The 25,681-nt window shown below is 63.0% G+C and carries 23 protein-coding genes and 3 tRNA genes; 10 read left to right on the top strand and 16 right to left on the bottom strand.

Going from position 1 to position 25,681, the window contains the following annotated elements; translation table 11 throughout:
• Positions 1 to 191: 191 nt before the first annotated feature.
• Positions 192 to 1,568: a cysteine--tRNA ligase gene (cysS, locus tag AC3WR3_RS03465; RefSeq protein WP_492291180.1), complete on the bottom strand. Its 1,377-nt coding sequence runs from the start codon at positions 1,566 to 1,568 to the stop codon at positions 192 to 194.
• A gap of 203 nt (positions 1,569 to 1,771) precedes the next feature.
• Between cysS and AC3WR3_RS03470 the strand changes: the two genes are divergently transcribed.
• The 4 genes from AC3WR3_RS03470 (at position 1,772) to AC3WR3_RS03485 (ending at position 4,063) form a co-directional block, all read left to right on the top strand.
• Entirely contained in the window at positions 1,772 to 2,269 is a 498-nt protein-coding gene (locus tag AC3WR3_RS03470; protein ID WP_025327420.1) for a peptidylprolyl isomerase, read from the top strand.
• Positions 2,259 to 2,972 (top strand): DUF4269 domain-containing protein, encoded by a 714-nt coding sequence (locus AC3WR3_RS03475; protein ID WP_492291181.1) that lies wholly within the window; start codon positions 2,259 to 2,261, stop codon positions 2,970 to 2,972. The genes AC3WR3_RS03470 and AC3WR3_RS03475 overlap by 11 nt, the downstream gene beginning before the upstream one ends.
• Positions 2,969 to 3,697, top strand: a complete 729-nt coding sequence (lpxH, locus tag AC3WR3_RS03480) for a UDP-2,3-diacylglucosamine diphosphatase (protein WP_492291182.1) — start codon at positions 2,969 to 2,971, stop codon at positions 3,695 to 3,697. The genes AC3WR3_RS03475 and lpxH overlap by 4 nt, the downstream gene beginning before the upstream one ends.
• Before the next feature lie 117 nt (positions 3,698 to 3,814).
• On the top strand, positions 3,815 to 4,063 hold the full coding sequence (locus AC3WR3_RS03485; RefSeq protein WP_139437507.1) for a GlsB/YeaQ/YmgE family stress response membrane protein: 249 nt from the start codon (positions 3,815 to 3,817) through the stop codon (positions 4,061 to 4,063).
• A gap of 216 nt (positions 4,064 to 4,279) precedes the next feature.
• Here AC3WR3_RS03485 and AC3WR3_RS03490 read toward each other — a convergent pair whose 3' ends face one another.
• Positions 4,280 to 4,903, bottom strand: coding sequence for a glutathione S-transferase family protein (locus AC3WR3_RS03490; RefSeq protein WP_492291183.1), 624 nt, complete (start codon positions 4,901 to 4,903; stop codon positions 4,280 to 4,282).
• A gap of 254 nt (positions 4,904 to 5,157) precedes the next feature.
• Between AC3WR3_RS03490 and AC3WR3_RS03495 the strand changes: the two genes are divergently transcribed.
• Positions 5,158 to 5,307: a hypothetical protein gene (locus tag AC3WR3_RS03495; protein WP_492291184.1), complete on the top strand. Its 150-nt coding sequence runs from the start codon at positions 5,158 to 5,160 to the stop codon at positions 5,305 to 5,307.
• A 252-nt stretch (positions 5,308 to 5,559) separates the two neighbouring features.
• On the opposite strand, the gene AC3WR3_RS03500 is transcribed toward AC3WR3_RS03495, so the two are convergent.
• From AC3WR3_RS03500 to AC3WR3_RS03550, 11 genes are all read right to left on the bottom strand, one after another.
• Positions 5,560 to 5,646 (bottom strand) — tRNA-Leu (locus tag AC3WR3_RS03500).
• A gap of 41 nt (positions 5,647 to 5,687) precedes the next feature.
• Positions 5,688 to 5,761 (bottom strand) — tRNA-Cys (locus tag AC3WR3_RS03505).
• Positions 5,762 to 5,796: 35 nt separating this feature from the next.
• Positions 5,797 to 5,872, bottom strand: a tRNA-Gly gene (locus AC3WR3_RS03510).
• 181 nt (positions 5,873 to 6,053) lie between these two features.
• Positions 6,054 to 6,608, bottom strand: coding sequence for a CDP-diacylglycerol--glycerol-3-phosphate 3-phosphatidyltransferase (gene pgsA / locus AC3WR3_RS03515; protein ID WP_139436951.1), 555 nt, complete (start codon positions 6,606 to 6,608; stop codon positions 6,054 to 6,056).
• A 358-nt stretch (positions 6,609 to 6,966) separates the two neighbouring features.
• Positions 6,967 to 8,820, bottom strand: coding sequence for an excinuclease ABC subunit UvrC (gene uvrC, locus AC3WR3_RS03520; RefSeq protein WP_492291185.1), 1,854 nt, complete (start codon positions 8,818 to 8,820; stop codon positions 6,967 to 6,969).
• Between the two features lie 111 nt (positions 8,821 to 8,931).
• Entirely contained in the window at positions 8,932 to 9,576 is a 645-nt protein-coding gene (uvrY, locus tag AC3WR3_RS03525; protein ID WP_025327477.1) for a UvrY/SirA/GacA family response regulator transcription factor, read from the bottom strand.
• A gap of 210 nt (positions 9,577 to 9,786) precedes the next feature.
• On the bottom strand, positions 9,787 to 10,536 hold the full coding sequence (kdsB, locus tag AC3WR3_RS03530) for a 3-deoxy-manno-octulosonate cytidylyltransferase (protein ID WP_319916661.1): 750 nt from the start codon (positions 10,534 to 10,536) through the stop codon (positions 9,787 to 9,789).
• The gene (locus AC3WR3_RS03535; RefSeq protein WP_005331987.1) at positions 10,533 to 10,733 is read right to left on the bottom strand and encodes a Trm112 family protein; all 201 of its coding nucleotides are present in this window, start codon (positions 10,731 to 10,733) and stop codon (positions 10,533 to 10,535) included. Before AC3WR3_RS03535 ends, kdsB begins: the two co-directional genes overlap by 4 nt.
• A 150-nt stretch (positions 10,734 to 10,883) precedes the next feature.
• Entirely contained in the window at positions 10,884 to 11,879 is a 996-nt protein-coding gene (lpxK, locus tag AC3WR3_RS03540) for a tetraacyldisaccharide 4'-kinase (RefSeq protein WP_492291186.1), read from the bottom strand.
• Positions 11,879 to 13,645, bottom strand: coding sequence for a lipid A ABC transporter ATP-binding protein/permease MsbA (gene msbA, locus AC3WR3_RS03545; RefSeq protein WP_492291187.1), 1,767 nt, complete (start codon positions 13,643 to 13,645; stop codon positions 11,879 to 11,881). Before msbA ends, lpxK begins: the two co-directional genes overlap by 1 nt.
• Positions 13,646 to 13,760: 115 nt before the next feature.
• Complete coding sequence (locus tag AC3WR3_RS03550; protein ID WP_492291361.1) at positions 13,761 to 16,016, bottom strand: DNA internalization-related competence protein ComEC/Rec2; 2,256 nt, start codon at positions 16,014 to 16,016, stop codon at positions 13,761 to 13,763.
• Positions 16,017 to 16,044: 28 nt separating this feature from the next.
• On the opposite strand from AC3WR3_RS03550, the gene AC3WR3_RS03555 reads away from it, so the two are divergent.
• The 3 genes from AC3WR3_RS03555 (at position 16,045) to AC3WR3_RS03565 (ending at position 18,683) form a co-directional block, all read left to right on the top strand.
• Positions 16,045 to 16,563, top strand: coding sequence for a DUF2062 domain-containing protein (locus AC3WR3_RS03555; protein ID WP_139436941.1), 519 nt, complete (start codon positions 16,045 to 16,047; stop codon positions 16,561 to 16,563).
• Complete coding sequence (locus AC3WR3_RS03560; protein WP_319914207.1) at positions 16,557 to 17,051, top strand: DUF2062 domain-containing protein; 495 nt, start codon at positions 16,557 to 16,559, stop codon at positions 17,049 to 17,051. Before AC3WR3_RS03555 ends, AC3WR3_RS03560 begins: the two co-directional genes overlap by 7 nt.
• A gap of 126 nt (positions 17,052 to 17,177) precedes the next feature.
• Entirely contained in the window at positions 17,178 to 18,683 is a 1,506-nt protein-coding gene (locus tag AC3WR3_RS03565; protein WP_492291188.1) for a helicase HerA-like domain-containing protein, read from the top strand.
• Between the two features lie 158 nt (positions 18,684 to 18,841).
• Here AC3WR3_RS03565 and AC3WR3_RS03570 read toward each other — a convergent pair whose 3' ends face one another.
• The 3 genes from AC3WR3_RS03570 to AC3WR3_RS03580 all read right to left on the bottom strand — a co-directional run bounded on the left by AC3WR3_RS03570 (position 18,842) and on the right by AC3WR3_RS03580 (position 22,366).
• On the bottom strand, positions 18,842 to 20,032 hold the full coding sequence (locus AC3WR3_RS03570) for an amino acid aminotransferase (RefSeq protein ID WP_492291189.1): 1,191 nt from the start codon (positions 20,030 to 20,032) through the stop codon (positions 18,842 to 18,844).
• Between the two features lie 145 nt (positions 20,033 to 20,177).
• Complete coding sequence (locus tag AC3WR3_RS03575) at positions 20,178 to 21,119, bottom strand: hypothetical protein (protein WP_492291190.1); 942 nt, start codon at positions 21,117 to 21,119, stop codon at positions 20,178 to 20,180.
• Between the two features lie 203 nt (positions 21,120 to 21,322).
• The gene (locus tag AC3WR3_RS03580; protein ID WP_202046094.1) at positions 21,323 to 22,366 is read right to left on the bottom strand and encodes a porin; all 1,044 of its coding nucleotides are present in this window, start codon (positions 22,364 to 22,366) and stop codon (positions 21,323 to 21,325) included.
• Positions 22,367 to 22,751: 385 nt separating this feature from the next.
• Here AC3WR3_RS03580 and dinG point away from each other — a divergent pair, with 385 nt between their 5' ends.
• Both dinG and AC3WR3_RS03590 read left to right on the top strand, forming a co-directional pair.
• On the top strand, positions 22,752 to 24,824 hold the full coding sequence (gene dinG / locus AC3WR3_RS03585; protein WP_492291191.1) for an ATP-dependent DNA helicase DinG: 2,073 nt from the start codon (positions 22,752 to 22,754) through the stop codon (positions 24,822 to 24,824).
• Between the two features lie 144 nt (positions 24,825 to 24,968).
• Positions 24,969 to 25,628, top strand: a complete 660-nt coding sequence (locus tag AC3WR3_RS03590) for a YccT family protein (protein WP_492291192.1) — start codon at positions 24,969 to 24,971, stop codon at positions 25,626 to 25,628.
• The last annotated feature ends 53 nt before the right edge of the window (positions 25,629 to 25,681 follow it).

Here is a 25,681-nt window from a genome sequence, read left to right on the forward strand (position 1 = left end):
CCGCGAAGCGGGCGGTTTGCCGGGGGAGAAGACTTTTGGTGACTTTTGGTCTTTCAAAAGTCACTCGCCCCGGCCCGAAGGGCGGGCGAAACCCCTTCGAGGGCAAAGCCCTCGCACAAACAAAAACCGCAGCCCTAGGGCTGCGGTTTTTTTATTGGCTTAACCTGTTGGCGCGAGCAGCGCCACCGGCCTTAGGCACGGCGCCAGCTGGTCTTGCCGGCGCTGTCTTCCAGCACGATCCCCATCTCGGTGAGACGGGCTCTAGCGGCGTCCGCCGCGGCCCAGTTCTTGTCGGCGCGGGCCTGATTGCGCTGGGCAATCAGTTGCTCGATCTCCGCCACTTCATCGTCCGCTTCGTTGCCCTTGAGGAAGGCGTCCGGGTCTTGTTGCAGTATGCCGAGCACGGCGCCCAATTCACGCAGGCGAGCACCTAGGCCAGCGGCGACCTGGATGTCTTCGGCCTTCTGGCGGTTGATCTCGCGCACCAGGTCGAACAGGGCGGAGTAGGCTTCCGGGGTGTTGAAGTCGTCGTCCATGGCATCGACAAAGCGGGCCACCTGCTCGTCGCCACCGGCGGCGGCAGCCACCGGCAGGTCGCGCAGGGCGGTGTACATCCGCTCCAGGGCGGCGCGGGCCTGCTTCAGGTTCTCTTCCGAGTAGTTGAGCTGGCTGCGGTAGTGGCCGGACATCAGGAAGTAGCGCACGGTTTCGGCGTCAAAATGGGCCAGGACGTCGCGAATGGTGAAGAAGTTGCCAAGGGACTTGGACATCTTCTCCTTGTCCACCATCACCATGCCGCTGTGCATCCAGGTGTTGACGTAGTCGCCACCGTGGGCGCAGCAGGACTGGGCGATCTCGTTCTCGTGGTGGGGGAACTGCAGATCCGAGCCGCCGCCGTGGATGTCGAAGTGGTTGCCAAGGTGCTTGGAGTTCATGGCGGAGCACTCGATGTGCCAGCCGGGACGGCCCGGGCCCCAGGGGCTGTTCCAGGTCGGCTCGCCGGGCTTGGACATCTTCCACAGCACGAAGTCCAGGGGGTTGCGCTTGGCTTCGACCACGTCGACCCGGGCGCCGGCCTGCAGCTGCTCCAGATCCTGGCCCGAGAGCTTGCCGTAGTCGGCGAAGGACTCGACGATGAACATGACGTCGCCGTTGTCCGCCACGTAGGCGTGCTCTTTCTCCAGCAGGGTTTCGACCAGGGCGATGATTTCATGGATGTGCTGGGTGGCGCGGGGTTCGATGTCCGGGCGCAGCATGCCGAGGGCGTCGAAGTCCTGGTGCATGTCGCCGATCAGGCGCTCGGTGAGGTCGTCACAGGTCACCCGGGTCTCGGCAGCGCGCTTGATGATCTTGTCATCCACGTCGGTGATGTTGCGCACATAGGTGAGATCGTAACCGGCGTAACGCAGGTAACGGGCCACCACGTCGAAGGAGACGAAGGTGCGGCCGTGGCCGATATGACAGTGATCGTAGATGGTGACGCCACACACATACATGCCCACCTTGCCCGGGTGGATAGGTTTGAATTCTTCTTTTTGACGAGTGAGTGTGTTGTATATCTTCAGCATCTTATGACCACTGCCTGTGAGTAAAATGGCCTGACATTCTAACCGCATCCGGTGGAGAAAACGAGGCAGAAAAAGCGCCGGATCCCCCATGCCATCTATGCCGCAGCCCCTCGATGGGCTAGAATTGCCACCACTTTAGGCCATAGCCCATGCAACAGCCGCGAGCCGGCTTCGTGCTCGCGCAACATTTGAAAGGACATATCATGGTTACTCTGCACACCAACCACGGCGACATCACTCTGACCCTGAACGCGGAAAAAGCCCCCGAGACCGTGGCCAACTTCCTGCAATACTGCCGTGACGGTCACTACGACAACACCATCTTCCACCGCGTCATCGACGGCTTCATGATCCAGGGCGGCGGCTATGCTCCTGGCTTTGAAGAGAAAGAGACCCGTGCCTCCATCAAGAACGAGGCGGCCAACGGCCTGTCCAACAAGATTGGCACCATCGCCATGGCCCGCACCAGCGAGCCGCACTCCGCCAGCGCCCAGTTCTTCATCAACGTGAACAACAACGACTTCCTGGACTTCAAGTCCCCCACCACCCAGGGCTTCGGCTACTGCGTGTTCGGTGAAGTCACCGCCGGCATGGACGTGGTCAACAAGATCAAGGGCGTCAAGACCGGCAACTACGGCCGCATGCATCAGGACGTGCCGACCGAAGACGTGGTGATCACCAAGGTGACCCTTGCTGAGTGATTGTCGCCTCCTCGGCACTGACACAACTGCGGCCCCGGCCGCAGTTTTTCCATCTGCGCAGGGCACCCCGGCCAACTGGCGCCGCCTCGACTACCTGGCCCGGGGCAATCCCCGCCAGCGCTCCGCCCACGCCCTGCTAAGCAGTGGTGTGTGGGATGCACTTGAGCGCCTGTGCCAGGACCTGGCCCTGGTGAGCACGGTTGCCATCGGGCTCGATCGGCCCGGCAGCGATCTCGATGTGCTCTGCCAGCACCCTGAGCCCGCGCGCCTCGCCGCCCTCTTGCGCGAGCAGGGCTGGACGGCCAGCGACAAGGGGCACCAGGTGTGGCTGATGGAGCAGACCCTGACAGGGCCGGACCAGGCGCGCTGGCCGGTGGAGCTCTATGTCACCCCGGCGCGGCTCGAGACGCTCAACGGCTGGCGTCACCTCAGCCTGATGGCCGCCCTGCTGGGGTACTTTGGCCACGACTTCTATCAGGCCGTGCTGCGCCTTCGTCTCGGGGCAGGGCTCAAGGGAGAGGCCGCCATCTGCCGTCTGCTTGGCCTTGGTGGCGATCCTTACGCCGCGCTGCTGACCCTGGAGGGGCGCGACCTTGCCGCGCTCCACTGGCAGGCCCCATCCCAGTGCGACTCGCCCACGCCGGCAGGCTCCCCTGCCCCCCTCAGCCCGGACCCCATCAAGAGCACTCATCCCACATCATGAGCACCCTTTTTATCAGTGACCTTCACCTGTGCGCCCAGCGGCCCGACATGACAGCCGCACTGGTGCGTTTTCTCGAGCGCGACGCCCCCAAGGCCGATGCCCTCTATGTGCTGGGTGATCTGTTCGAATTCTGGATTGGCGACGACGATCCCAACCCGCTCCACCGCCAGGTGGCCGAGGCCTTCCTCGCACTGAGCCGACAGGACGTGCCCATCTACTTCATCCACGGCAACCGCGACTTCCTGCTGGGCAAGGCCTTTGCCGAACGGGCGGGCATGACGCTGCTCGGCGACCCCTGCGTCATCGATCTCTACGGGGAGCGGGTGCTGCTGAGCCACGGGGACCTGCTCTGCACCCTGGATGAGGGTTATCAGAAGTTTCGCCGCATCACCCAGCTCAAATGGCTGCGCTGGCTCTTCCTGCGCCTGCCCCTCAGCCGCCGCCAGATCATCGCCTGCAGGATGCGGGGCCAGAGCCAGATGGAAAATGCCGGCAAGCCACAGACCATCATGGATGTGACCCCGGCGGCGGTCGATGCCCTGCTGCGCCAGCATGGCTGCCGGCTGCTTATCCATGGCCACACCCACAGGCCCGCCGTCCATGACTTCGTGCTGGACGGCAAACCGGCACGGCGCATCGTGCTGGGAGACTGGTTCGAGCAGGGATCCGTGCTGAGCTGCTCCCCGCAGGGCCAGCGGCTCGAGAGTCGCCCCCTCCCCGAGTGACGCTCGCCCTCAGGATGAGGGATGCCCATATGACAATGTCTGTCCCCTCCCCGGGCAGGATGCAACGCCGAACCCTGCATATACTCTGTGTCTGTGCACACAAATGAGGACGAAATGATGGGATTTCTGACCTGGGTTGTATTGGGATTGATCGTCGGCATCCTGGCCAAATGGATCATGCCGGGCAAGGATGGGGGCGGTTTCTTCATGACGGTGATCCTGGGGGTCATCGGCGCCATGGTGGGTGGCTATGTGAGCACCCTGCTGGGCATGGGGACGGTCACCGGCTTCAACCTGCCGAGCATCCTTATCGCCACCGTGGGTGCCTTGATAGTGCTGTTTGTCTACAACAAGATCCGCAGCTAAGCGGCTGAGTCCGCTTCTTTCAGCACGCTATGTGTATGCCCCCGGGCCAGGATCCGAAACCTTGGGTTTCGGATTTTTTTATGGGCGAGCCGCGCCTTTCGCCCCAGGCGCTCGCTAACAGAGCAAGCCGCCCTGCCAGGCGCCGGGGTTCTGGTGCGAGGCGCTGACCAATCGAGGTCGGCAGGTGCGGCACTGCGGCCGATCTCGCGCTGCCGCCTATGGCGTTCCGTTATTGCCATGCAGACAGAAACCGGGGCGCTCGCTCAAGCGCGCGTAGTAATCGCTCACCGCCGCGAGTGGCGGGCGATCGAAGGGCGTATGGAACCAGCGATTCACCGACAGGCCGATGGGAATGTCCGCCAGCGAGAAGCGGCTCCCGGCCACATAGCCGCCGGTGGCCTCGAGCTGCCTGTCCAGGATCTGCATGTACCTGGACCACTCGGTACAACTCGCCGCCATCGCCTGACTGTCCTGATGGGCGGGGGAGAGCCTCACCAGCGACATGAAGGCGTAGCTCCAGGCGCGGTTCAAGTCCGACGACTGCCAATCCATCCATTGATCGACCCTGGCCCTCGCCCGCGCCTCGGCGGGATAGAGCGAGCCGTCGCCGTAGCGCGTCGCCAGATATCGAATGATGCTGTTGGACTCCCACAGGGTGAAGTCCCCATCCCTCATGACCGGCACCATACCGTTGGGATTCAACGCCAGGAACTCGGCGCTCCGGGTGGACTGAAAACCGCTCCCCCACTCCTCCCGCTCGAAAGTGAGATCCAGCTCGGCGCAGCTCCACAGCACCTTGCGCACATTGATTGACGACGCCTTGCCCAGGATCCGTACCATATCTTCGTCCTTGTGTGAGAAGGGCCCAGCTTCCATCAGGGGGACTGCGCCGGTCAAGGGGCAGAGCCATGACCACGGCAGCCCCATGGAACTAACCCGTGGAACTAACCAATAGGGCCGCACGGGAACCTGGCCCGAGAGGGGTGAGCCACGGATGAAAAAGAGGCGGTGGACTAAACTCATGCTTGCGTGTCCGGTTTGACCGACGCCTTCAGAGCGGCCGCGGGACAGGCGAAGCAGTAAAGGACAACATCATGAAAATATGGAAAATCTGCCTGATAGCAGCGCAGCTCATGCTGGTTGCGTGCGCCTCCTCCAACGGCGCAGGCCCTCCCCCGACCGGGGACGATGGCAGCAATGCCGGCGGCAGCAGCAGTGGTGGCAGCAGCTACCTGACCGATTAGCCGGGCCATCTCCTGCAAGCCAAGGCTCAGTCAAGCCCCTACGTCGAATACGACAAGACCAGAAAGCGCCGGCAACCCGCCGGCGCTTTTCGTCTCGCCAATCGGTGATGCCCTGCCTGCCGACCACGGGCACAGTGACCTAGGAAGGGGGTGCAACAGCGCCATCTGGATCAGAGTGGACACGGAGGAAAAACAAAAAGGCCACTATCGCTAGTGGCCTTGGTAACTCTTTGATTGCTTTTCTTCAATAACTGGTGCCCGAGGCCGGAATCGAACCGGCACGACGCGAACGTCGAGGGATTTTAAATCCCTTGTGTCTACCGATTTCACCACTCGGGCACCGCAATCGGTATCAAGTCCGCGCCGCGGGCTTGTCAATATGGAGGCACGTTCCGGAGTCGAACCGGACTAAACGGATTTGCAATCCGCTGCATAACCGCTTTGCTAACGCGCCATGCAAAAGAGAGTTGGCTCTCTAATGTCTGAATTTGGAGCGGGAAACGAGACTCGAACTCGCGACCCCGACCTTGGCAAGGTCGTGCTCTACCAACTGAGCTATTCCCGCATCGGTCTGGCTGACTGCCTGACTACGAGAACGCATTCTAGCGATGTTCATCGTCCAGTCAACCAAAAACATTTAATACGCTGATCGTTCGGGCATTTTTTGCCCTTCTACCACACTTTTGCCACTCATGGCCGTTTCTCTGCCCCAACGGCAAGGAAACGGCCATTTGCCCATGGATGGACTAGAAGCGGGAGTGGTAGGTCAGATCGCCCCAGGCGGCCTTCATGTACTGGAACATGGACCAGAAGGTGAGCACTGTGGCCACATAGAGCAGCACGTAGGCGAGCCACACCATCCAGATGTCGTATTGCCAGATGAGGCCGGTGAGCGACACCATCTGGATCATGGTCTTCCACTTGCCGATCCAGCTGACCGCCACCGAGGAGCGCTTGCCGAGCTCTGCCATCCACTCCCGCAGGGCGGAGATGATGATCTCGCGGCCAATCATGGTCATGGCCGGTATGGTGACCCAGATGGTGTTGTAGTGTTCGACGATGACCACCAGGGCGGCCGCCACCATGATCTTGTCGGCAACGGGATCGAGGAAGGCACCGAAGGCGGTGGACTGGTTCAGCTTGCGGGCGAGATAGCCATCAAACCAGTCGGTCGCGGCCGCCAGGATGAAGACAAGCGCAGCCGCCAGGTAGGACCACTGATAGGGAAGGTAGAACAGGATGACGAAGACGGGGATGAGCAAAATCCGAAAAAACGTCAGCAGGTTAGGAATATTTGTCATTATTTTCAGCCACTTCTTGTATGCCGCTAGATGGTAGCCCCAAGCCGATCACCGTTGCAACCGGACAGGCGCCCGCCTTGGTCCATTAATCCATCAATAACCTCAGGATGCATGCCATTATGGCATTTGCGGGCCCCCTGCGTCACGGCTCTTGTGCTGCCGGGGCTGGTTTGCGGGATCCACATCAAATGCCACCCACTCAAGGTGGCCCGGGTCAGACCCGCTCCTGACGGGTACCAGGCATCCCCTGTCCTGAACAACAACGCCAACCCAGGGGGGAGCGAATGCAAGGCCCCTGAATGGTATGAACCCGCCGGCTCCTGGGTATATCCCCCAGAACAGCAACGTTTATCCAGGGTCAGAGCGAGTGCAGGGCGTCGTGGATGGATTGGGCCAGTTCTAGGCTGATGCCGGGCACCTTGGCGAGCTCATCCACCCCCGCCTTCTTCACCTCCTGCAGGCCCCCCAGGTACTTGAGCAGGGCCTGCCGCCGCTTGGGCCCCACCCCCGGGATGTCCTCCAGGGTACTGGTGGTACGGGCTTTCGCCCGTCTCGCGCGGTGGCCTGTGATGGCAAAACGGTGGGATTCATCGCGAATGTGCTGAATAAGGTGCAAAGCGGGCATATCTGCTGGCAAGTGCAACTCTTCGTGGCTCTCCCCCATGATCAGGGTCTCCAGCCCGGCCTTGCGGGTCACCCCCTTGGCGATGCCCACCAGCAGCGGGTATTTGCCCCCCAGAAACTCCAGCTGACGGGCCAGGATCTCCTCGGCGCGGCGCAACTGGCCGAGGCCGCCATCGATGAAGAGCACGTCCGGCACCTTGTCCGGCTCCTGCTGCTTGCCAAAGCGCCGCTCCAGCGCCTGCTCCATGGCGGCGTAGTCATCGCCCCCCGTGATGCAGTCGATGTTGAAGCGCCTGTATTCCGATGAGAGCGGCCCCTCCCGGTTGAACACCACGCAGGAGGCAACGGTGCGCTCCCCCATGGTGTGGGAGATGTCGAAGCACTCCATGCGGGCGATGGGGCGCTCGAGCTCCAGCAGCTCCTCCAGCTGGTCGTAGCGGGCGGTAATGGTGCTCTTGTGGGCCAGCCGCGAGCGCAGCGCCGTCTGGGCGTTGATGGAGGCTAGCTTGATGAAGCGGGCCCGCTCGGCCCGGGTGCGGCTCTGCACCCGCACCTTGTAGCCGGCGGTCTGGCTCAGGGTCTCGGCGATCACCGCCTCGTCTTCCAGCGCCACGTCCAGCAGCACCTCGCTCGGGATCTGCCGTCCCCCCTGCCCCGACAGGTAGAACTGCAGCAGGAAGGATTGCACCACCTCGTCCAGGGGGGTATCGGCCGGCACTTTCGGGAAGTAGCTGCGCGAGCCCAGCACCTTGCCCTGACGGATGAAGAGCACGTGGATGCAGGCCGCCCCCTGATCGAAGGCCACCCCCACCACGTCCAGCTCGTCCAGCACGTTGCCGCTCACCGACTGCTGCTCGGTAACCCGGCGCAGGGCCTGGATCTGATCCCGGTAGCGGGCCGCCTCCTCGAAGCGCAGATCGCCGCTGGCGGACTCCATCTTGCCCACCAGCTCGCCTATCACCTGCTGGTTCTTGCCCGCCAGGAACAGCTTGGCCAGCTCCACCTGCTGGGCATACTCGGCCTCGCTCACCAGCCCGGCCACGCAGGGGCCGGCGCAGCGCTTGAGCTGATAGAGCAGGCAGGGACGGGTGCGGTTGGCATAGACGGCGTCCTCGCACTGGCGCACCGGGAAGATCTTCTGCATCAGGTGCAGGCTCTCGCGCACGGCGCCGCCGGAGGGGTAAGGGCCGAAGTACTCCCCCTTCACCTTGCGGGCGCCGCGATGGACGCCGATGCGCGGGTGCTGGTGCGCCGTGATGATGATCCAGGGGTAGGACTTGTCATCCCGCAGCAGCACGTTGTAGCGCGGCTGGTACTGCTTGATGAGGTTGTGCTCGAGGATCAGCGCCTCTGTCTCTGTATGGGTGACAGTGACCTGGATGTCGGCGATCTGGCGCACCAGGGTGCGGGTCTTGATGCTGTCCACATTGGTGCGAAAGTAGGAGGCGAGCCGCTTTTTCAGATCCTTGGCCTTGCCCACGTAGATGACGGTGCCGCCGCCGTCATACATGCGGTAGACACCGCTCTGGTGGGTGACGGCGCTCAAAAATGCCTTGCTGTCAAAATGGGGCTCGGGAGAGAGGGTCATCGGCAACTCGACTCAACGGATGAATGCAAAAAGACGGGGAGAGCATACTGCGCCTGGCCTGCGAAAAGCAAAAAGGCGGCACTCGCCGCCTTGGGTGGGCACAGGCATCCCTTACAGGGTGTCGGCATCCAGCATGCCATAGCGAATGGCCAGATGGGTCAGCTCCACGTCGCCATTGATCCCCAGCTTGCTGAACAGGCGGTAGCGATAGCTGTTGACCGTCTTCGGGCTCAGGTTGAGCTGCTCCGAGATGTCGGTCACCTTCTGTCCCTTGGTGATCATCATCATGATCTGCAGCTCGCGCTCGGATAGGGACTTGAAGGGGTTCTCGTCCGCCGAGGCAAACTGGCTCAGGGCCATCTGCTGGGCGATCTCGGGGGAGATGTAACGCTGGCCGGAGTGCACCAGGCGAATGGCGTGGATCATCTCGTCCGGCGCGGCCCCCTTGGTGAGGTATCCGGCGGCCCCCGCCTGCATCACCTTGGTGGGGAACGGATTCTCGGAATGAATGGTCAGCACTATGATGCGCACATCGGGGCGCAGCCGCAGGATCTTGCGGGTCGCTTCCAGACCGCCGATACCCGGCATGTTCATGTCCATCAAAATCACGTCGGGGTGATGCTGCCGACAGAAGGCCACGGCGGTTTCCCCGCTCTGCGCCTCGCCCACCACCTTGATCCCGCGGACATCTTCCAAAATGCGTCTTATCCCTGTACGCACCAACTCATGATCATCGACCAGGAATACATTAATCACCCAAACACCCCGTTTTTTATCTCGTTATATGCCAGTTAGGGTTAACACGGCGTCTTGCATCATAACCAAACTCGATGATTTGGCAAACCATGGCCGGGAAAAGTTTGAAAGTGCTCGTAAAAGCCGTTTTAAATCAAATTATTATATAAATAATCAACGAAAAAACGGCGCCTGAAGGCGCCGTATCGGTCAACTTTCGTGCCGCCAGCCTCAGTTGGCCAGCAGGGCACGCACCTTGTCCAGATCGGACTGGGTATCCACCCCGACCGGGGGGGCCTCCAGCGCCTGGGCCACGTGGATCTTCTCCCCGTACCAGAGCACCCGCAGCTGCTCCAGCGCCTCAATCTGCTCGAGCGCGCTCGGCGCCCAGTCCACATAACGTTGAATGAAGCCGGCGCGATAGGCGTAGATGCCGATGTGGCGCTGGTAATGATCGCCAATCTGCTCGTGACTCTTGGCAAAGCGGTCCCGATCCCAGGGGATGCTGGCGCGGCTGAAGTAGAGGGCGTAGCCATCCTTGTCAGTCACAACCTTGACCGCATTGGGGTTGAACGCCTCTTCGGCATCCTTGATCGGCACCGACAGGGTCGCCATCGGCGCCGTAGCGGCGGCCAGGTTGTCCGCCACCTGACGGATGATGGCGGGCGGAATGAGCGGCTCATCCCCCTGCACGTTGACGATGATGGTATCGGCGGCAAAGCCGTAGTGACGGCACACCTCGGCCAGACGCTCGGTGCCGGACTGGTGATCTGGTGAGGTCATGCACACCTCGACGCCGGTTGCCTGCAGCGCCTGCTGCACCCGCTCATCGTCGGTGGCGACTATCACCCGATCGGCGCCCGATTGCAGGGCCTTCTCCACCACGTGCTGCACCATGGGCTTGCCATGGATGTCCGCCAGCGGCTTGCCCGGCAAGCGGGTCGAGGCGTAACGGGCCGGAATGACGACGACGAAACTCATGGCTTCAGCTCTTCCAGGGGCAGATGACGCGCCCGGTTCTCCAGGAGAACGGGGATCCCCTCCTCCAGCGGATAGGCCAGTCTGTCGAAGCGGCAGATGAGCTCATGGGCGGCCTTGTCCGATTGCGGTTGATAGTGCAGCTTCCCCTTGCAAACCGGGCAGGCGATGATGTCGAGCAATTTGATATCCAGTGCCAAAACGAAACTCCTTCAACGATGTCGAGCAAGCGACGATCTCGGGCGGGCTAGGCTGCCGAGCAGTTTAATGGTCCATCGCCGGAGCCGGCACCCGGCTCCTTGCAACGGCGCCGCACGGGCTATGCCGTGCAGGCGATGATCTTGCACCATTCAATGTACATGGTCAGGGCCGGACGCCTGCGGCGGGGTCAACCGCTGCAGCAGGGTATCGAGCAGGGAGACGGGCAACTCGGCGCTCACCGGCAGATACCACCAGTGCGCTGGCGCGAAGGCCCGGCACTTGACCGCATCCTTCTCCGTCATCAGCAGGGGGCGCGCGCCGAAGCGGGCGAGCAGCTCATCCCGATCAAAGGCCTGATGATCCGCATAACCGACACGCTCTGCCAGCTCATAGCCGAGTCCGGCCAGGGTGGCAAAGAAGCGGGGAGGATGGCCGATGCCCGCCAGTGCATCTACAGGTCCGGCAAGGGGAGCCTCGAGGGGCGCATCGTCGCACACGCGGCGCGGCGCGGCCGCCACCAGCGCCATGGGGTATTCCCCCTGGGCCGGGGTGCCGCCGTTGCAGATGATGGCATCGACCCGCTTGAGGCGGGTCATGGGTTCCCGCAGCGGCCCCATGGGCAGCAGGCAGCCATTGCCGAAGCGCCGGGCCCCATCCACCACCACCAGCTCTATGTCCCGGTCCAGGGCGTAGTGCTGCAGGCCGTCGTCGGTGATGACGATGTCCACCTCGCCGCTTTGCTCCAGCAGACGCACCGCATCGGCGCGCCTGGGGGCCACCACCACGGGGCAGCCGCAGCGCCTGGCGATGAGCACAGGCTCATCCCCCGCCTGGGCCGTGGTGCTGGTGGTACCCAGCCGGTAAGGGTAATGGGGTGCTTTGCCGCCGTAACCCCGGCTGACCACGCCGGGGCGATAGCCACGGGCTTGCAGCTGTTCCACCAGCCAGACCACCACAGGGGTCTTGCCGTTGCCACCGACCGAGATATTGCCCACCACTATCACCGGCAGGCTGGCACGATAGGCGCTGAACCAGCCGCGCCGGTAGGCGAAACGGCGCCCACCGCTGACGAGGGCAAACAGCAGGGCCAAGGGGGCCAGCCACCAGCGCCAGCCACTCTTGCCGTACCAGAGACGCTCCAGCATCAGGCCGAATGACTCACGGAGCCGCCGAACTGGATGGCCCGCAGCTGGGCATAGGTGCCCTGCTGGCTCATCAGCTCGCTATGGTTGCCGCGCTCGACGATATGACCCTCGTCGATCACCAGGATCTCGTCCGCCTTCTCTATGGTGGAGAGACGGTGGGCGATCACCAGGGAGGTGCGCGCCTTGCACAGCTCGTCGATGGCCGCCTGGATGTGGCGCTCGGACTCGGTATCCAGGGCCGAGGTGGCCTCGTCCAGCAGCAGGACCGGGGAGTCCCGCAGCAGGGCGCGGGCGATGGCGATGCGCTGGCGCTGGCCACCGGACAAGGAGGCGCCATTCTCGCCGATGACGGTGTCATAGCCCTCCGGCATCTTGCGCACGAACTCGTCGGCATGGGCGATGCGGGCGGCATGCTGGATCTCTTCCCGGCTGTACTTGTCTTCTGCCGCGTAGGCGATGTTGTTGGCCACGGAGTCGTTGAACAGGTGGACGTGCTGGGAGACCAGGGCGTACTGCTTGCGCAGCTCGCTTAAGCGATATTCGCGGATGTTGACGCCGTCCAGCAGGATCTCCCCCTGCTCTATGTCATAGAAGCGGGTCAAGAGGCTCGCGATGGTGCTCTTGCCGGAGCCGGAGCGACCCACCAGGGCCACGGACTTGCCCGCCTCCACCTTGAAGCTGATGTTGTGCAGCGCCGGGGTCTCCTTGGTCGGGTAGGTGAAGGTGACGTTGCGAAACTCGATCTCCCCACGGGCCCGCTCCAGGGTGCGAGTGCCGGTGTCCTGCTCCGGGGTGGAGTCCAGCAGACCGAACAGGCTCTGGCAGGCGGTGATGCCGCGCTGGAACTGGTTGTTCACATCGGTCAGGCTTTTCAGCGGCTTGAGCAGCATCATCATGGAGGTGACCATGACGGTGAAGGTGCCCGCGGTCAGGGTCGCCTTGACCGAGTCTATGGTCGCCACATAGAGGAAGACAGCCAGGGCGACCGAGGCCACCATCTGGACTATGGGGCTGCCGATGGCATCGGCAGCCACCATCTTCATGGTCTGCTGACGCATCCGGTTGCTGACCTGATAGAAGCGCTTGTCCTCCACCTGCTGGCCGCCGAACATCAGCACCTCTTTATGGCCCTTGAGCATCTGCTCGGTGGAGGTGGTGATGTCACCCACCGCCTGCTGGATGTGGCGGCTGATCTTGCGGAAACGACGGCTGATGAGGCCGATCAGTATGCCCACCACGGGGCCGACCACCAGGAAGATCACCGACAGCTGCCAGGAGTGCCAGAACATCAGGCCGAGCAGGCCGATGACGGTGGCCCCTTCCCGCACCAGGGAGACCAGGGTGGAGCTCGCGGCGGACGACACCTGACCGGCGTCATAAGTCACCTTGGAGAGCAGGTTGCCGGTGTTCTGGCGGTCGAAGAAGCTCATGGGCATGGCCATCAGGTGGCTGAACACCTGCTGCTGCAGCCGCATCACCACATGGTTGCCGACCCAAGCCATGCAGTAGTTGGAGAGGAAGGCGGCGCAACCGCGCAGGGCGACAATGCCGAGCACGAAGAAGGGCATCCACTTGAGCACGCTGCTGTCGTTGCCGTTGAGGCCCTGATCGATGAGCGGCTTGATGGAGTAGACGAAGGTGGTATCCACGGCCGCATAACCCAGCATGCCGATGATGCCGCCCACCAGCCCCAGTTTGCGATCCCGGACATAACCGAGCAGGCGCTTGAAGACGGGCCAGCTCTCTTGTGAGGTTTCTTGTTGCATGAATAGCCGTTAATAAGGGAAATGACGGGGTATTCTAGCCAAAGCGCAGGATTACACCAAGCGTTGCCATAGCACCGGCCCCACCCCAAAGAGAAATAACGGCCGAGGGAGAGTCCTAGTGCCATAGCCTGGGCCGCCACCAGTGGCCATTGCGCCTGTACCAGGGGCCCTGCTCGCGCTCGGCCCGGATCTCGAGCCCGGTCTCCCCCGCCTCGATCAGGATGGCGCCATCCTGCCCCGTCACCCATTGGCGAGCCCCCTCGTATCTCGCCACCACCTCGGGGCGGGGAAACTGCCACTGGTTCCTGTCGCCGGCGCTGTGGATGACGACATCCGGGTTCACCGCTGCCACGAAGCCCGGGGTCGAGGAGGTGCGGCTGCCATGGTGAGGGCTCACCAGCACGGCGCTGGAGAGGGTGCTGAAGCGAGCGCCGGAAAAGGTGCTGGCGAGTTCTTCGCCTTCTCCTTTCGCTTCCAGCGCCAGCAGGCGGCGCTCCGCCCCCTGCTCTATGTCGCCGCTGAGCAGGATGCGATGCCGGCCGTCGCTTATCTGCACCACGCAACTGTCGTTGTTGCGCCCCGCCCCCGGCCGCTCGGGCCAGAGCACCCGTACCTCCAGCCCCTGCCAGTGCCAGCGCTGACCGCGGCGGCACAGGGCCGTGCTGGGTGCGAAGCCGAACGAGGAGAGCTCGCGGCGCACCGGCATCGCCTGCAGCATGGCGCGTCGATTGCCCGCATGATCCCTGTCCTTGTGGCTGATGATCAGGGCATCGAGCACCCGCACATCGAGCCGGCTCAGCACGGGCAATATGGCGGCCTCCGCCATGTTGTAACCGCCGGGGTAGCTATCCCCGGTGTCGTAGAGGATACCACGATCGCCGCGGGTGACGAGCACCGACAAGCCCTGCCCCACATCCAGCACCCGCACCTGCCAGGGCGTGGGGGCAGGCCAGGCTCCCAGCAGCAGGGCGGCCACTACCGGGAGCAGCAAGCCGCGCCCTCCCGGCAACTGCCAGGCCCCCCACAGCAGCACCAGCAGGGCGCTGACGGGCATCAGCCAGCCGGGAGCCGGCCACCAGAGCTGCAGGTGGTCCGCCAGCAGGCCGAGTCCCCACAACACCCACGTCAGCCCCAGATCGGACAGCCAGAACAGTCCATGAGCCAGGGCGGTGGAGAGCGGCGCCAGCAACACGCCGACGAGCGCCAGTGGAATGATGCCGAGGCAGAACAGCGGCAACGCCAGCAGATTGAGCAAGAGCGCCAGCGGGGCCATGCCCTCGAACAGCAGCAGTTGCAGGGGCAGCAACCCGAGCAGCAGCAGGCACTGCAGGCGCACCAGTCCGGGGCGCGCGTGCAGCAGGCTCGCCAGCAGCAGCAGGGCCACCGCCAGGAAGGAGAGCCAGAAGCCGGCCGAGTAGAGGGCGAAGGGATCCCAGAGCACGAGCACCACGAAGGCCCACAGCCAGATGCGGTGGCTGGGCCAGTCCCGCCTCAGCCAGCGCAGCAGGCTCCACACCAACACCATGATGAGGGCCCGCTCGGTCGCCACCGCAAATCCCGCCAGCCAGCTGTAGACGGCGGCAAACAAGAGGGAGATCAGAATGGCCCCCCGCAATCCCAGCAGCCGCCCCAGCCACCAGCCGAGCACCGCCACCAGAGCGATATGCTGGCCGGAGATGGCGATGATGTGGGTCAGGCCGCTGCCGCGAAACAGATCCCACTGGGCATCCGTGATACCCCCCTGCTCCCCGAAGCTGAGGGCCGCCAGCAAGGGGGCCTGCTCCAGCCCCTGCCAGGCGGTGCTGGCGGCGGCCAGCCAGCGCTCCCGCATCCCGGGGGCCGTCCCCTGGACCTCGATGAGACGGCGCAGGTTGCCGGTCGCCGTGATCCCCTTGCCAAGCAGCAGGCGCCGCCCATCCATGCCCGCCTCGTTGGCCAGCCCGTGGGCGGGCTTGAGGGAACTCACCAGGGTGATGCGGCTGCCGGCGGGCAAGTGCGGCACTGCCTGGTAGGCATTGATCCTGACGAGGGGGGCTACCCCGAGGGGCTGATCGTCCAGCGTCTCGACCCGCAGCAGCAGGCGGGCAAATTTATCTCGTGGTTTATCACCGGAGGACTCCGTACTTTGCACCCGTGCGGTTATGATGTGGCTGGTCTGTGTCTCCAGCTTCTCCAGCCAGGCCAGCCGATACTGCAAGTTCAGCTGCATCCAGAGCACCCCGAGCACCAGAAACAAGAGCCGCCAGTGGCGGCCATGGGCGAGCAGGATCGCCAGGGCCAGCAGCGCGCCGCCCCATGCAGTAGAGGGTAACCAGGGCCAGAGCAGTGAGGAGCTTGCCCCCAGGGCAAACGACAACAGACGCAGATCCATGGAGCAAGTATTTAGCAAGGTTTCAAACATGCCCAAACGACTCATAAAACGCTGGCTGCCCGATCAGGACAAGCTCAAGGAACACAAGCACTTGCGGCTGTTCGGCAAGCTGCTGCTCGATGCCAACCTCTGGCACCTCAACCGCCGCTCCGCCGCCGGCGCCTTCGCGGTCGGCCTCTTCATGGCCTGGATCCCCCTCCCCTGCCAGATGCTGCTGGCGGCCGGTGGCGCCATCCTCTTTCGGGTCAATCTGCCCCTCTCGGTCGCCCTGGTCTGGCTCTCCAACCCCTTCACCATGCCGCCGCTGTTCTATGGCGCCTACCTGGTGGGCTGCCAGCTGCTGGGGCACCCCGCCCAGCACATCGAGATCCAGTTCACCTGGGCATGGCTGGTCTCGGTATTTGAGACCCTGGCCCCGCCGCTGCTGCTGGGCTCCCTGGTGCTCGCGCTCTTGAGTTCACTGATGGGTTACACCTTCATCCGCACCTTCTGGCGCATCAACACGGTGCGCCAGTGGCAGAAGCGCAAGGAGGCGCGGGCATGCTGAGCCGCTGGCTGGCCCGTTTCAAGATAGACCCGGACACCCTGCGCCAGCAGAAGTGGTTCGCCCTCTTTGGTGAGCGCCTGCTGACCCCCGCCCTCTGGCAGGGCGGCACCCGGGCGCTCAGCGGCGCCGTGGCGGCCGGCCTCTTCGCCAGCTGGATCCCCATCCCCATGCACTCCCTCGTCGCCGTCGCGCTGGCGCTGGCATTCAGCCTCAACCTGCCGCTCGCCCTGCTGGCGGTCTGGTTCAACAACCCGCTGACGCTGCCCTTCATGTACCTCTATGCCTACCGCACCGGCTGCCTGGTGCTGCACCAGACGCCGGAGCCCTTCCACCTCACCTGGTCATTGCACTGGCTGGAGCACGAGGCGGCCACCCTGGTGCCCCCCTTCCTGCTCGGCAGCCTGTTGCTGGCACTGCTGACCGCCGCCACCGGGGCCCTGCTCACCCTCATGCTGCTGCAGCTGGGCAGGCTGACTCGCTCCCGCTGAGCCCCCTCCTCGACCTTCGGCTTCGCCACAGGGCGCAATTCGCGCCGCCTTGCCATCGTTTGGCTCTGCCACCACACTCCTTGTAGCCCTCAGCTTGCCGCTACCTGCAAAGACAAGGAGTTCACCATGGCCCAACCCCTGACGCTGGCCTATGCCAATGGCCAACCCATCTCCCTGCTGCCCGCCATGGCCAACCGCCACGGCCTCATCACAGGTGCCACCGGGACCGGCAAGACAGTCACCCTGCAGGTGCTGGCAGAGGGGTTCTCCCACCTCGGGGTGCCGGTCTTTCTGGCGGATGTGAAGGGGGATCTCAGCGGCCTTGGCGCCGCCGGCACCCCGTCGACCAAGCTGGATGCCCGGCTGGCCCAGCTCGGTATCCCGGCCCCCGCCTTCGCCCCCAGCCCGACCCTGTTCTGGGACCTGTTTGTGGAGCAGGGGCACCCGGTGCGGGCCACCGTCTCCGACATGGGGCCCCTGCTACTGGCCCGTCTGCTCGGCCTCAACGACACCCAGAGCGGGGTGCTGGAGCTGGTGTTCAAGGTGGCGGACGACGAGGGGCTGTTGCTGCTCGATCTGAAAGACTTGCGCGCCATGGTGCAGTTTGCCGGAGACAACGCCAAGACCCTCACCACCCGCTATGGCAATGTGTCCACCGCCTCCATCGGCGCCATACTGCGCAACCTGCTCACCCTGGAGAGCGCGGGAGGGGACCACTTCTTCGGCGAGCCCATGCTGGACATTCAGGATCTGCTGCAGACCGACGGGGCCGGCCACGGCCACATCAATGTGCTGGCGGCCGGCAAGCTCACCCAATCCAGCCGCCTCTATGCCTGCTTCCTGCTCTGGCTGCTCTCCGAGCTGTTCGAGCAGTTGCCGGAGGTGGGGGATCCCGATAAACCCGTGCTGGTCTTCTTCTTCGACGAGGCACATCTCTTGTTCAACGACGCCCCCAAGGCGCTGCTGGAGAAGATAGAGCTGGTGGTGCGCCTCATCCGCTCCAAGGGGGTCGGCGTCTACTTCGTGACCCAGAGCCCGGCCGACATTCCCGACAGCGTGCTGGGGCAGCTCGGCAACCGGGTGCAGCACGCCCTGCGCGCCTTTACCCCGAGCGATCAGAAGGCGGTGCGCATCGCCGCCAACACCCTGAGAGCCAACCCGGCCTTCGACGCGGCCGGCGTCATCACCGAGCTCGGGGTGGGCGAGGCCCTGGTCTCCCTGCTCGATGAGAAGGGGCGCCCCTGCGTGGTGGAGCGCGCCTTCATCGCCCCGCCCGCCAGTCGCATAGGTCCCCTGAACGACGCCGAGCGGCAGGCCCTGATGCAGGGGTCTGTGCTTCACGGCAGATACGAGACCCGCGAGGATCGCGAATCCGCCTTCGAACGGCTCAATGGCGGGGCACCGGCCGCCTCAGATGATGCCCCCCCATCCCCGTCGGAGCAGGGTGGCGGATTGCTCGACGCCCTCAACGGCATCCTATTCGGGCGCACAGGCCCGCGCGGTGGCCAGCATGACGGCGTGGTGCAGACCGCCGCCAAGAGCGTGGCCCGCACCCTGGGCAACGAGGTGGGTCGTCAGCTGGTACGGGGGGTGCTCGGCTCTCTGCTAGGGGGCAGCAAACGGCGCCGCTGATACCGGAAAACTGGCATGAAAAAGCCCGACAGGGAACACCTGGCGGGCTTTTTACTGAGCGGATGCCGATGGTTGTGCTTACAGCACCTTGGTGATGGCATCGCACAGGGGATCTATATTGACGCGGATGATTCCCGCATAGAACCTCTTCGCCTCAGTTACAGCACCTTGGCGATGGCGTCGCACAGGGGATCTATGTTGGCTCGGGTGATCCCGGCCACGCTGATCCGGCCGGAGCCGACGATGTAGATGGCAAACTCGCTCTTGAGGCGCTCCACCTGATCCTTGGAGAGACCGGAGAAGGAGAACATGCCGTTCTGCTCGCGGATGAAGCTGAAGTCCTGACTCACGCCGAGGGCGCCGAGTTTCTCCACCAGCAGCTCGCGCATCTCGCGAATGCGCACCCGCATGGCAGCCACCTCTTCCACCCACTCTGCATAGAGGGCCGGATCGCTGACGATGGTGGTCACCACGGCGGCGCCGTGTGACGGCGGGTTGGAGTAGTTGGCACGGATGACGGTCTTGACCTGGGTGAAGGCCACGTCGGCAATCCCCTTGGTCGCACTGACCAGGGTGAAGGCGCCGACCCGCTCGTTGTAGAGGCCGAAGTTCTTGGAGAAGGAGCTCGCCACCAGCAGCTCGTCGTGGCACTCGGCGAAGATGCGCAGACCCTCGGCATCCTCTTCGATACCACGGGCAAAACCCTGATAGGCGAAGTCAAACAGCGGCAGCCAGCCGGCGGCGGCGCTCTGTTTGGCCAGGGCACGCCACTGATCCGCGGTGGGGTCAATGCCGGTCGGGTTGTGGCAGCAGCCGTGCAGCAGCACCAGATCGCCGGCCTGGGCTTCGCAGAGCGAGGCCTGCATGGCGGCAAAGTCGAGACCCTTGGTCGCCGCATCGTAGTACTTGTACCACTTGACGGTGAGGCCGGCGGCCTGGAACACGCTGACGTGGTTGGCCCAGGTGGGATCGGAGATCCAGATGGTCTTGGCCAGCCCGTTGCGCACCACGAACTCGGCGGCGATGCGCAGAGCCCCTGTACCACCCGGCGCCTGGGCTGTCTTGGCGCGGCCGCTGGCGACCAGGGCGGAGTCCTGCCCGAACAGCAGTTGCTGCACTATGCGGCCATATTCGATATTGCCTTCAATACCGAGGTAGTTCTTGGTCTTCTCGTCGGTGAGCAGCTTCTGCTCGGCTTTCTTGACGCAATGAAGGATAGGAGTGGCACCGGTCTCATCCTTGTAGATCCCGACCCCCAGATTGATCTTGTGGCTGCGAGAGTCGGCACGGAAGGCTTCGGTCAGGCCCAGGATCGGATCCGCTGGGGCGGCAACAACCTTTTCAAACATGGTATTCCCTGTATTCCGTTGAGTTCGTTGGCTGGCAAAGTAGGTTGGCAAACAAAAGCGCCCCTTTGGCGAGCGCTCCGTCAACTCTTTATACCACTGCCTTCCATAGGGGAAAACCGCTTTCTCAAGGGGGATGACGGCCTCGTCAGCCGATGGCATGCCAGCCCGATGCCAGGGCACATACTTCGGCCGACAGGCCACGGTTGGACTCCACCAGATCGCTGCACAAGGCCCGCAATGGACGGGGGATCCGGCTCGGCTCCCAGGGGCGAGCGTCCTGCAGAGGGGCGGCATAGGCCTCCTTGATGGGGGCTAGCTCCCGGGGCAGCCACCAGCTGGCCGGACGCCCCAGCCGCTGGGCCAATACCAAGACCCTGTCGACACCGGCCGGGTCCAGTGCTGTGAGGTGGCTCCAGAGGGTCTGGGGAGGCAAGGCGGCAATCAGGGGTTGCAGGGCACCGGGATCCTGGGCGGGCAGCCAGACCAGCAAGGCATCATCCGGGAGACTCAGCTCGGCGAAGACGCCAACGGAATCTGTGCTGATCACCCGCTGGATCTCCCCCTCCCCCCACAGGATCTTGCCAAGACCCGCCAGGGTGCGGGCGGGTAGTGCCACCTCTCCCAGGGTGCGCAACCAGGGGGCCGCATCGAGCAGGGTGCCACCGCTGAAGAACAGGCTGAACGGGCGAGCGGCCCGCAGCCGCAACGGCAGATCGCTGCACAGCCGTATCCCCTTGTCTTCGAAGTTGATCTGCTCAACCGGACTGAAGCTCGCCTCCCCCTTGCGATAGAGCGCCGCCAGCACCCGCTCGTTGACCCGCTCCCCCAGTTGCCAACCCTGGGCATGGAGCCACTCCTCGGGCTCGGGGGGGGCACAGGCCAGTTCGGCCAGCATCAGCTCACGGGTGAGATAGCGCCGTCCGGCCGGGGTCAGCTCATAGCGGTGATTGCCAAGGGGGAGCAGCAACTGATTGTCCCTGAGCATGCCGATGAGGGGCTGCCATTGGCGACTGCGGATAACCTGGGGCGCCTCGTCCAGCAACTGCTGAGCCAGCGCTCGCCACTCGGGGTGACTGAAATCGATCACACGCATCCTTCCCTGTCGGCAGACCATCTTTCAACGAATTGAATAATCTAGCGATTTACGACCAAGGAGCCAAGGGCGGAAAAGAGACAACGTGACCTGGCGCAGGGCCAAACGGCGGGGAACTGAAAGAGGCGAAAGACAGATAAAACAAAACGGCCAAGCAAGCTTGGCCGTTTATCAACTAAATCCGTACTAAGACTGGATTAGAAGTTGTATTGCAGGGCAACAGTGAACTCGTCGTCCATGTCATCGATACCCTGGATCTTGTACTCGGTGTACGCCTTCAGCTTGGAAGTGAAGTTGTACTGTACGCCCAGCAGGGTTTCGTCAACCATGTCTTCGTAGGAAGAACCGGCAGAGTTGTCCTTGCCTTCCTTGAAGTTGTAGCCAGCCAGGAAGGTCCAGGCATCAACGTTGTAGGAAGCAGCCAGCTCGTAGCCACGACCTTCACCCTTGTAGCCGGTGGTGTCGTTCTTCAGGTCGCCTTCGGTGTAGACACCGGCGAAGTAGAAGCCGTTGATGGCGTAGTGTGCGCCCAGGGCCCACTCGGACTTGTCACCAGTGTTGGTGCTGGTGGTGCTTTCCAGGTCGGAGTAAGCATAACCGCCGTTCAGGCCCAGACCGAAGTCGAAGTCATAACCGATGGCAGCTGCGTAGCCGTAGTTACGCTTCAGGTCCGGGAATACGGTAGTGACGGTTTGGCCACCCATGTCAGAAACCTTGACGGCTTCGTCGTCGTTGGTCTGGTAGGACACTTTGCCCTTGAAACCACCGTAGGTGTTGGAGTAGATGATCTGGCCTTCTTGACGACCGTCGTAGAAGTTACCGTAATCACCCCACTCGTTGAAGATATCGGTCGGCTCCAGCACGTCGTAGAACGCGGTGTCGGTCTGGCCGAAGATGATCTTGCCGTACTGGGTACCGTCGAAGCCAACCCAGATGTGACGGGAGTTGAACTTGTTGTCAGAGTTTTCGGCGGAAACCTGCCACTCGGTCTTGGCAATACCGGACCAGGTGTTGTTCAGCGCAACTTTACCGGACCAGCCCAGACGGGAGGAACCGATCAGCTCGGCATCACCAGCGTTGCTGGCAGTGATGGGGCTGGCGTCTTGGCTGTCAGCGTAGTAGTTAGCCTGAACACGGCCGTAGATATCAAAAGAGGTACCGTCTTTGTCATAAACGACTGCGGCGTTAGCGGCAGATGCGAACAGAGCCGGGATAGCAATAGCCAGAATTGTCTTTTTCATAGTTGTTTCCAATGCCTACTGTAATTAAACACTAAGTCCTTGTTATTCCCTGTGTTAGCGATGTTCTTTGCATCACTATGCCGCCGAGACTATCACCGGGTTTTACGATCCGCAACGAAAAAACTTGGAACTTTTTGAGAAAACCATAGTCATAGGGAAAAAATTGTGAGCTGAATCCCATATTGTTTGCCCTCTCAGGGAAAACGTTTACAGCGATACTTGCTGCCTGAACAGCCCTTTTTTGGTGGTTTATTGCACGCAAAATCCGCCCCATGACATAAGTGCGGATCCCGGCCCGCAACCCCTGCCTCGCCTTGCCTCGACCCCGGCCGCCTGTTGCGGGTATCCTGTGGCCATTCATCCCAGACACGGTCACGCCCCATTCATGCTATCGACTCGCCTCAAAGCCACCATTCGCAATACCTATCGACAGATTGCCGATGGTTTACCCGGTTTTGTGCCGCGCAAGGAGCAGAATTTTCTGGTGGCCGAAATCGCCAAGACCCTCACCGGAGAGTATGAGAAGAGTCGCCGCATCCTGGTGGCCGAGGCGGGCACCGGCATCGGCAAGTCCCTCTCCTATGCCCAGGGCGCCATCCCGGTGGCGCGGCTCACCCAGAAGAAGCTGGTGATCTCCACCGCCACCGTCGCCCTGCAGGAGCAGCTGATCCACAAGGACCTGCCGTTCTACCATCGCCACAGCGAGCTGCCGTTTCGCTTCATGCTGGTCAAGGGGCGCCAGCGTTACTGCTGCGAGCATCTGCTTGAACAAGCGGCAAGCGGCGCCGACATGGCCAATTTCGAACTCGATTTCGGCAGCTTGAGCAAGCACAAGCCGTCAGATTCTGACAAGGAGCGCTATCAGGCGCTGTGGCAGGCCTACACCGAGGGGAAGTGGGACGGAGACAGGGACAACTGGCCCAAGCCCATCCCGGATCTGTGCTGGGATCGCATCGCCGCCGATCGCCACAGCTGCAACAAGGCGCTGAGCCACCATCAGCACTGTCCCTTCCACCGCGCCAGAAACGACATGGACGCCGCCGATGTGCTGGTGGTCAACCATGCCCTGCTGCTCTCCGACCTCACCATGGGCGGCGGCATCATACTGCCGCCACCGGACGAGTGTATCTATGTGCTGGATGAGGCTCACCACCTGCCGACCATAGCCCGGGATCACGGCGCCGCCTCTGCCAGCATCAAGGGGTCCCGCCGCTGGCTGGAAAAGCTGGTGCAGAGCGCCGGCAAGCTGGCCAGGGCGCTGAACAAGGAGAGCTTGCTCGACCCCCAGCTCAAGCTGCAGGATGCCCTGGCCTCCCTGCAGCCGGATCTCAAGGCGCTGGAGCAGTGGCTCGCCAGCAACGATCACCTGTTTGGCTCCGAGCAGCACCACAGATTTGCCGAAGGGGTCCTGCCCGATCCCCTGCCCATGCTGGCGGAGAACCTGAAGGAGGCGAGCAAGAAGGCGCTGCGGGCGCTGGACAGGATGCAGGGCGCCATCGGCGAGGCACTCAAGGACGGCGAAATCCGTCGCAAGGAGGCCGACCCCCTGCTGGCGGAGAGCGGTTTTCACCTGCAGCGGCTGGAGAGTTTCTGCGCCCTGTGGGAGATGCTGAGCCGTCATGTGCCCACTGGCAAGACACCGCTGGCCCGCTGGATGGCCAGGAGCGAGGACGGGGACATCTGGCTGCACGCCTCTCCCATAGAGGTGGGTTATCTGCTGGAAGAGTGGCTCTGGTCCCGCTGTCTGGGCGCCGTGCTGGTCTCGGCCACCCTCACCGCCCTCTCCTCCTTCAGCTATTTCCGCCACCAGGTGGGGCTCAAGGAGCACGACGGCACCCGCTACCTGCGCCTGCGATCTCCTTTCGAATACCACAAGGCCGAGCTCTATCTGCCCAAGATGGCCCATGAACCGAGCGCACCCGGCTTTACCCAGGAGCTGGTCGATACTCTGCCCCGTCTGCTGGCGGGCAAGGAGGCGAGCCTGGTGCTCTTCTCCTCCTACCGCCAGATGAACGAGGTGGCGGTGGGCCTGCGGGCCAAGGGGCTCTCCCTGCTGGTACAGGGGGAAGCGTCCCGCAACGCCCTGCTGACCTTGCACAAACAGAAGTGCGACGGCGGCCAGGCCAGCATCCTGTTCGGTACCGGCAGCTTTTCGGAAGGGCTGGATCTCCCCGGTCACTACCTCACCAACCTGGTGATCACCAAGCTCCCCTTCGCGGTGCCGAACTCCCCGGTGGAGGAGGCGACCGCCGAGTGGGTCGAAAAACGCGGCGGCAACCCCTTCCTGCAACTGACGGTGCCGGAGGCGTCCCGCAAACTCATCCAGGCCTGTGGTCGCCTGATCCGCAAGGAGGCCGATCGGGGCCGGGTAACCATTCTCGATCGACGCCTTCTTACCAAGCGCTACGGCAAGGGGTTGCTCGACGCCCTCCCCCCCTTCACCCGGCGTATCGAGTGAGGCATGCCGGGTTTATTTGACAGATGAGTCAGCAAGCTTCCCGCCGGGTGGCGCCATAAACGGCTATTGCTGCTGTGGGGCAAACCTGTAAAAATGAGCCCCTATTTTTCAGTGGGCAATCGCCTGACTGTTCAAGGAGATGAAATGAAACTGACTGTTCTGGTGCCGGCTCTGGCTGGTCTGTTGTGGGCAGGTAGCGCCCTGGCTGATAGCCAACTGGAAATACACAATCCCTACGTGGTGCAGCTGATCGATGGCGAGTCCATCAATCCCAAACTGCTGGAAAAGACCAGCAGCTTCCCCATCAGTGCCGGCAAGCACCAGCTAGTGGTGGCCTTCGAAGGCAACTACTCTAACCGCAACGAGATCAAGCTGGTGACCGCCGAGCCCCTGGTGATCAACTTCACCGCCGGTGACAACCAGACCCTGATGCTGGATTTCAAGAAGCCCCGTAACGAAGACGAAGCCAAGGCGTTCGTGAAAGAGCAGAAAGTCGTGCTCAAGGACAAGGTCAGCGGTCAGGCCCTGGCCAGCGAGCAGTTCGTCATGCCGAAAGTGGGTGGCTTCCAGCTGACCCGCGACTACCAGCAGGAGCTGCTCAAGATGGGCAAGGCCTTCAACCAGCCAGCGACCGTTGCCGTCTCCACCGCTGCCGTGATGGCCGCCGCCAGCGCACCGGTGGAAGTGGCGCCGAGCAAGGCCCAGAGCAATCCGGAAGCCCTGACCCAGCTGCAAAACTGGTACAACAAGGCCGATGCGGAAACCCGCAAAGCCTTCCAGATCTGGGTGATCCAGCAGCAATAAGGGCGCAGCGCGTCGCTTTATGCATAGAGGGGAGCCTGGCTCCCCTTTTTCAT

Source organism: Aeromonas sp. EU05-FHT14A05, assembly GCF_058791175.1.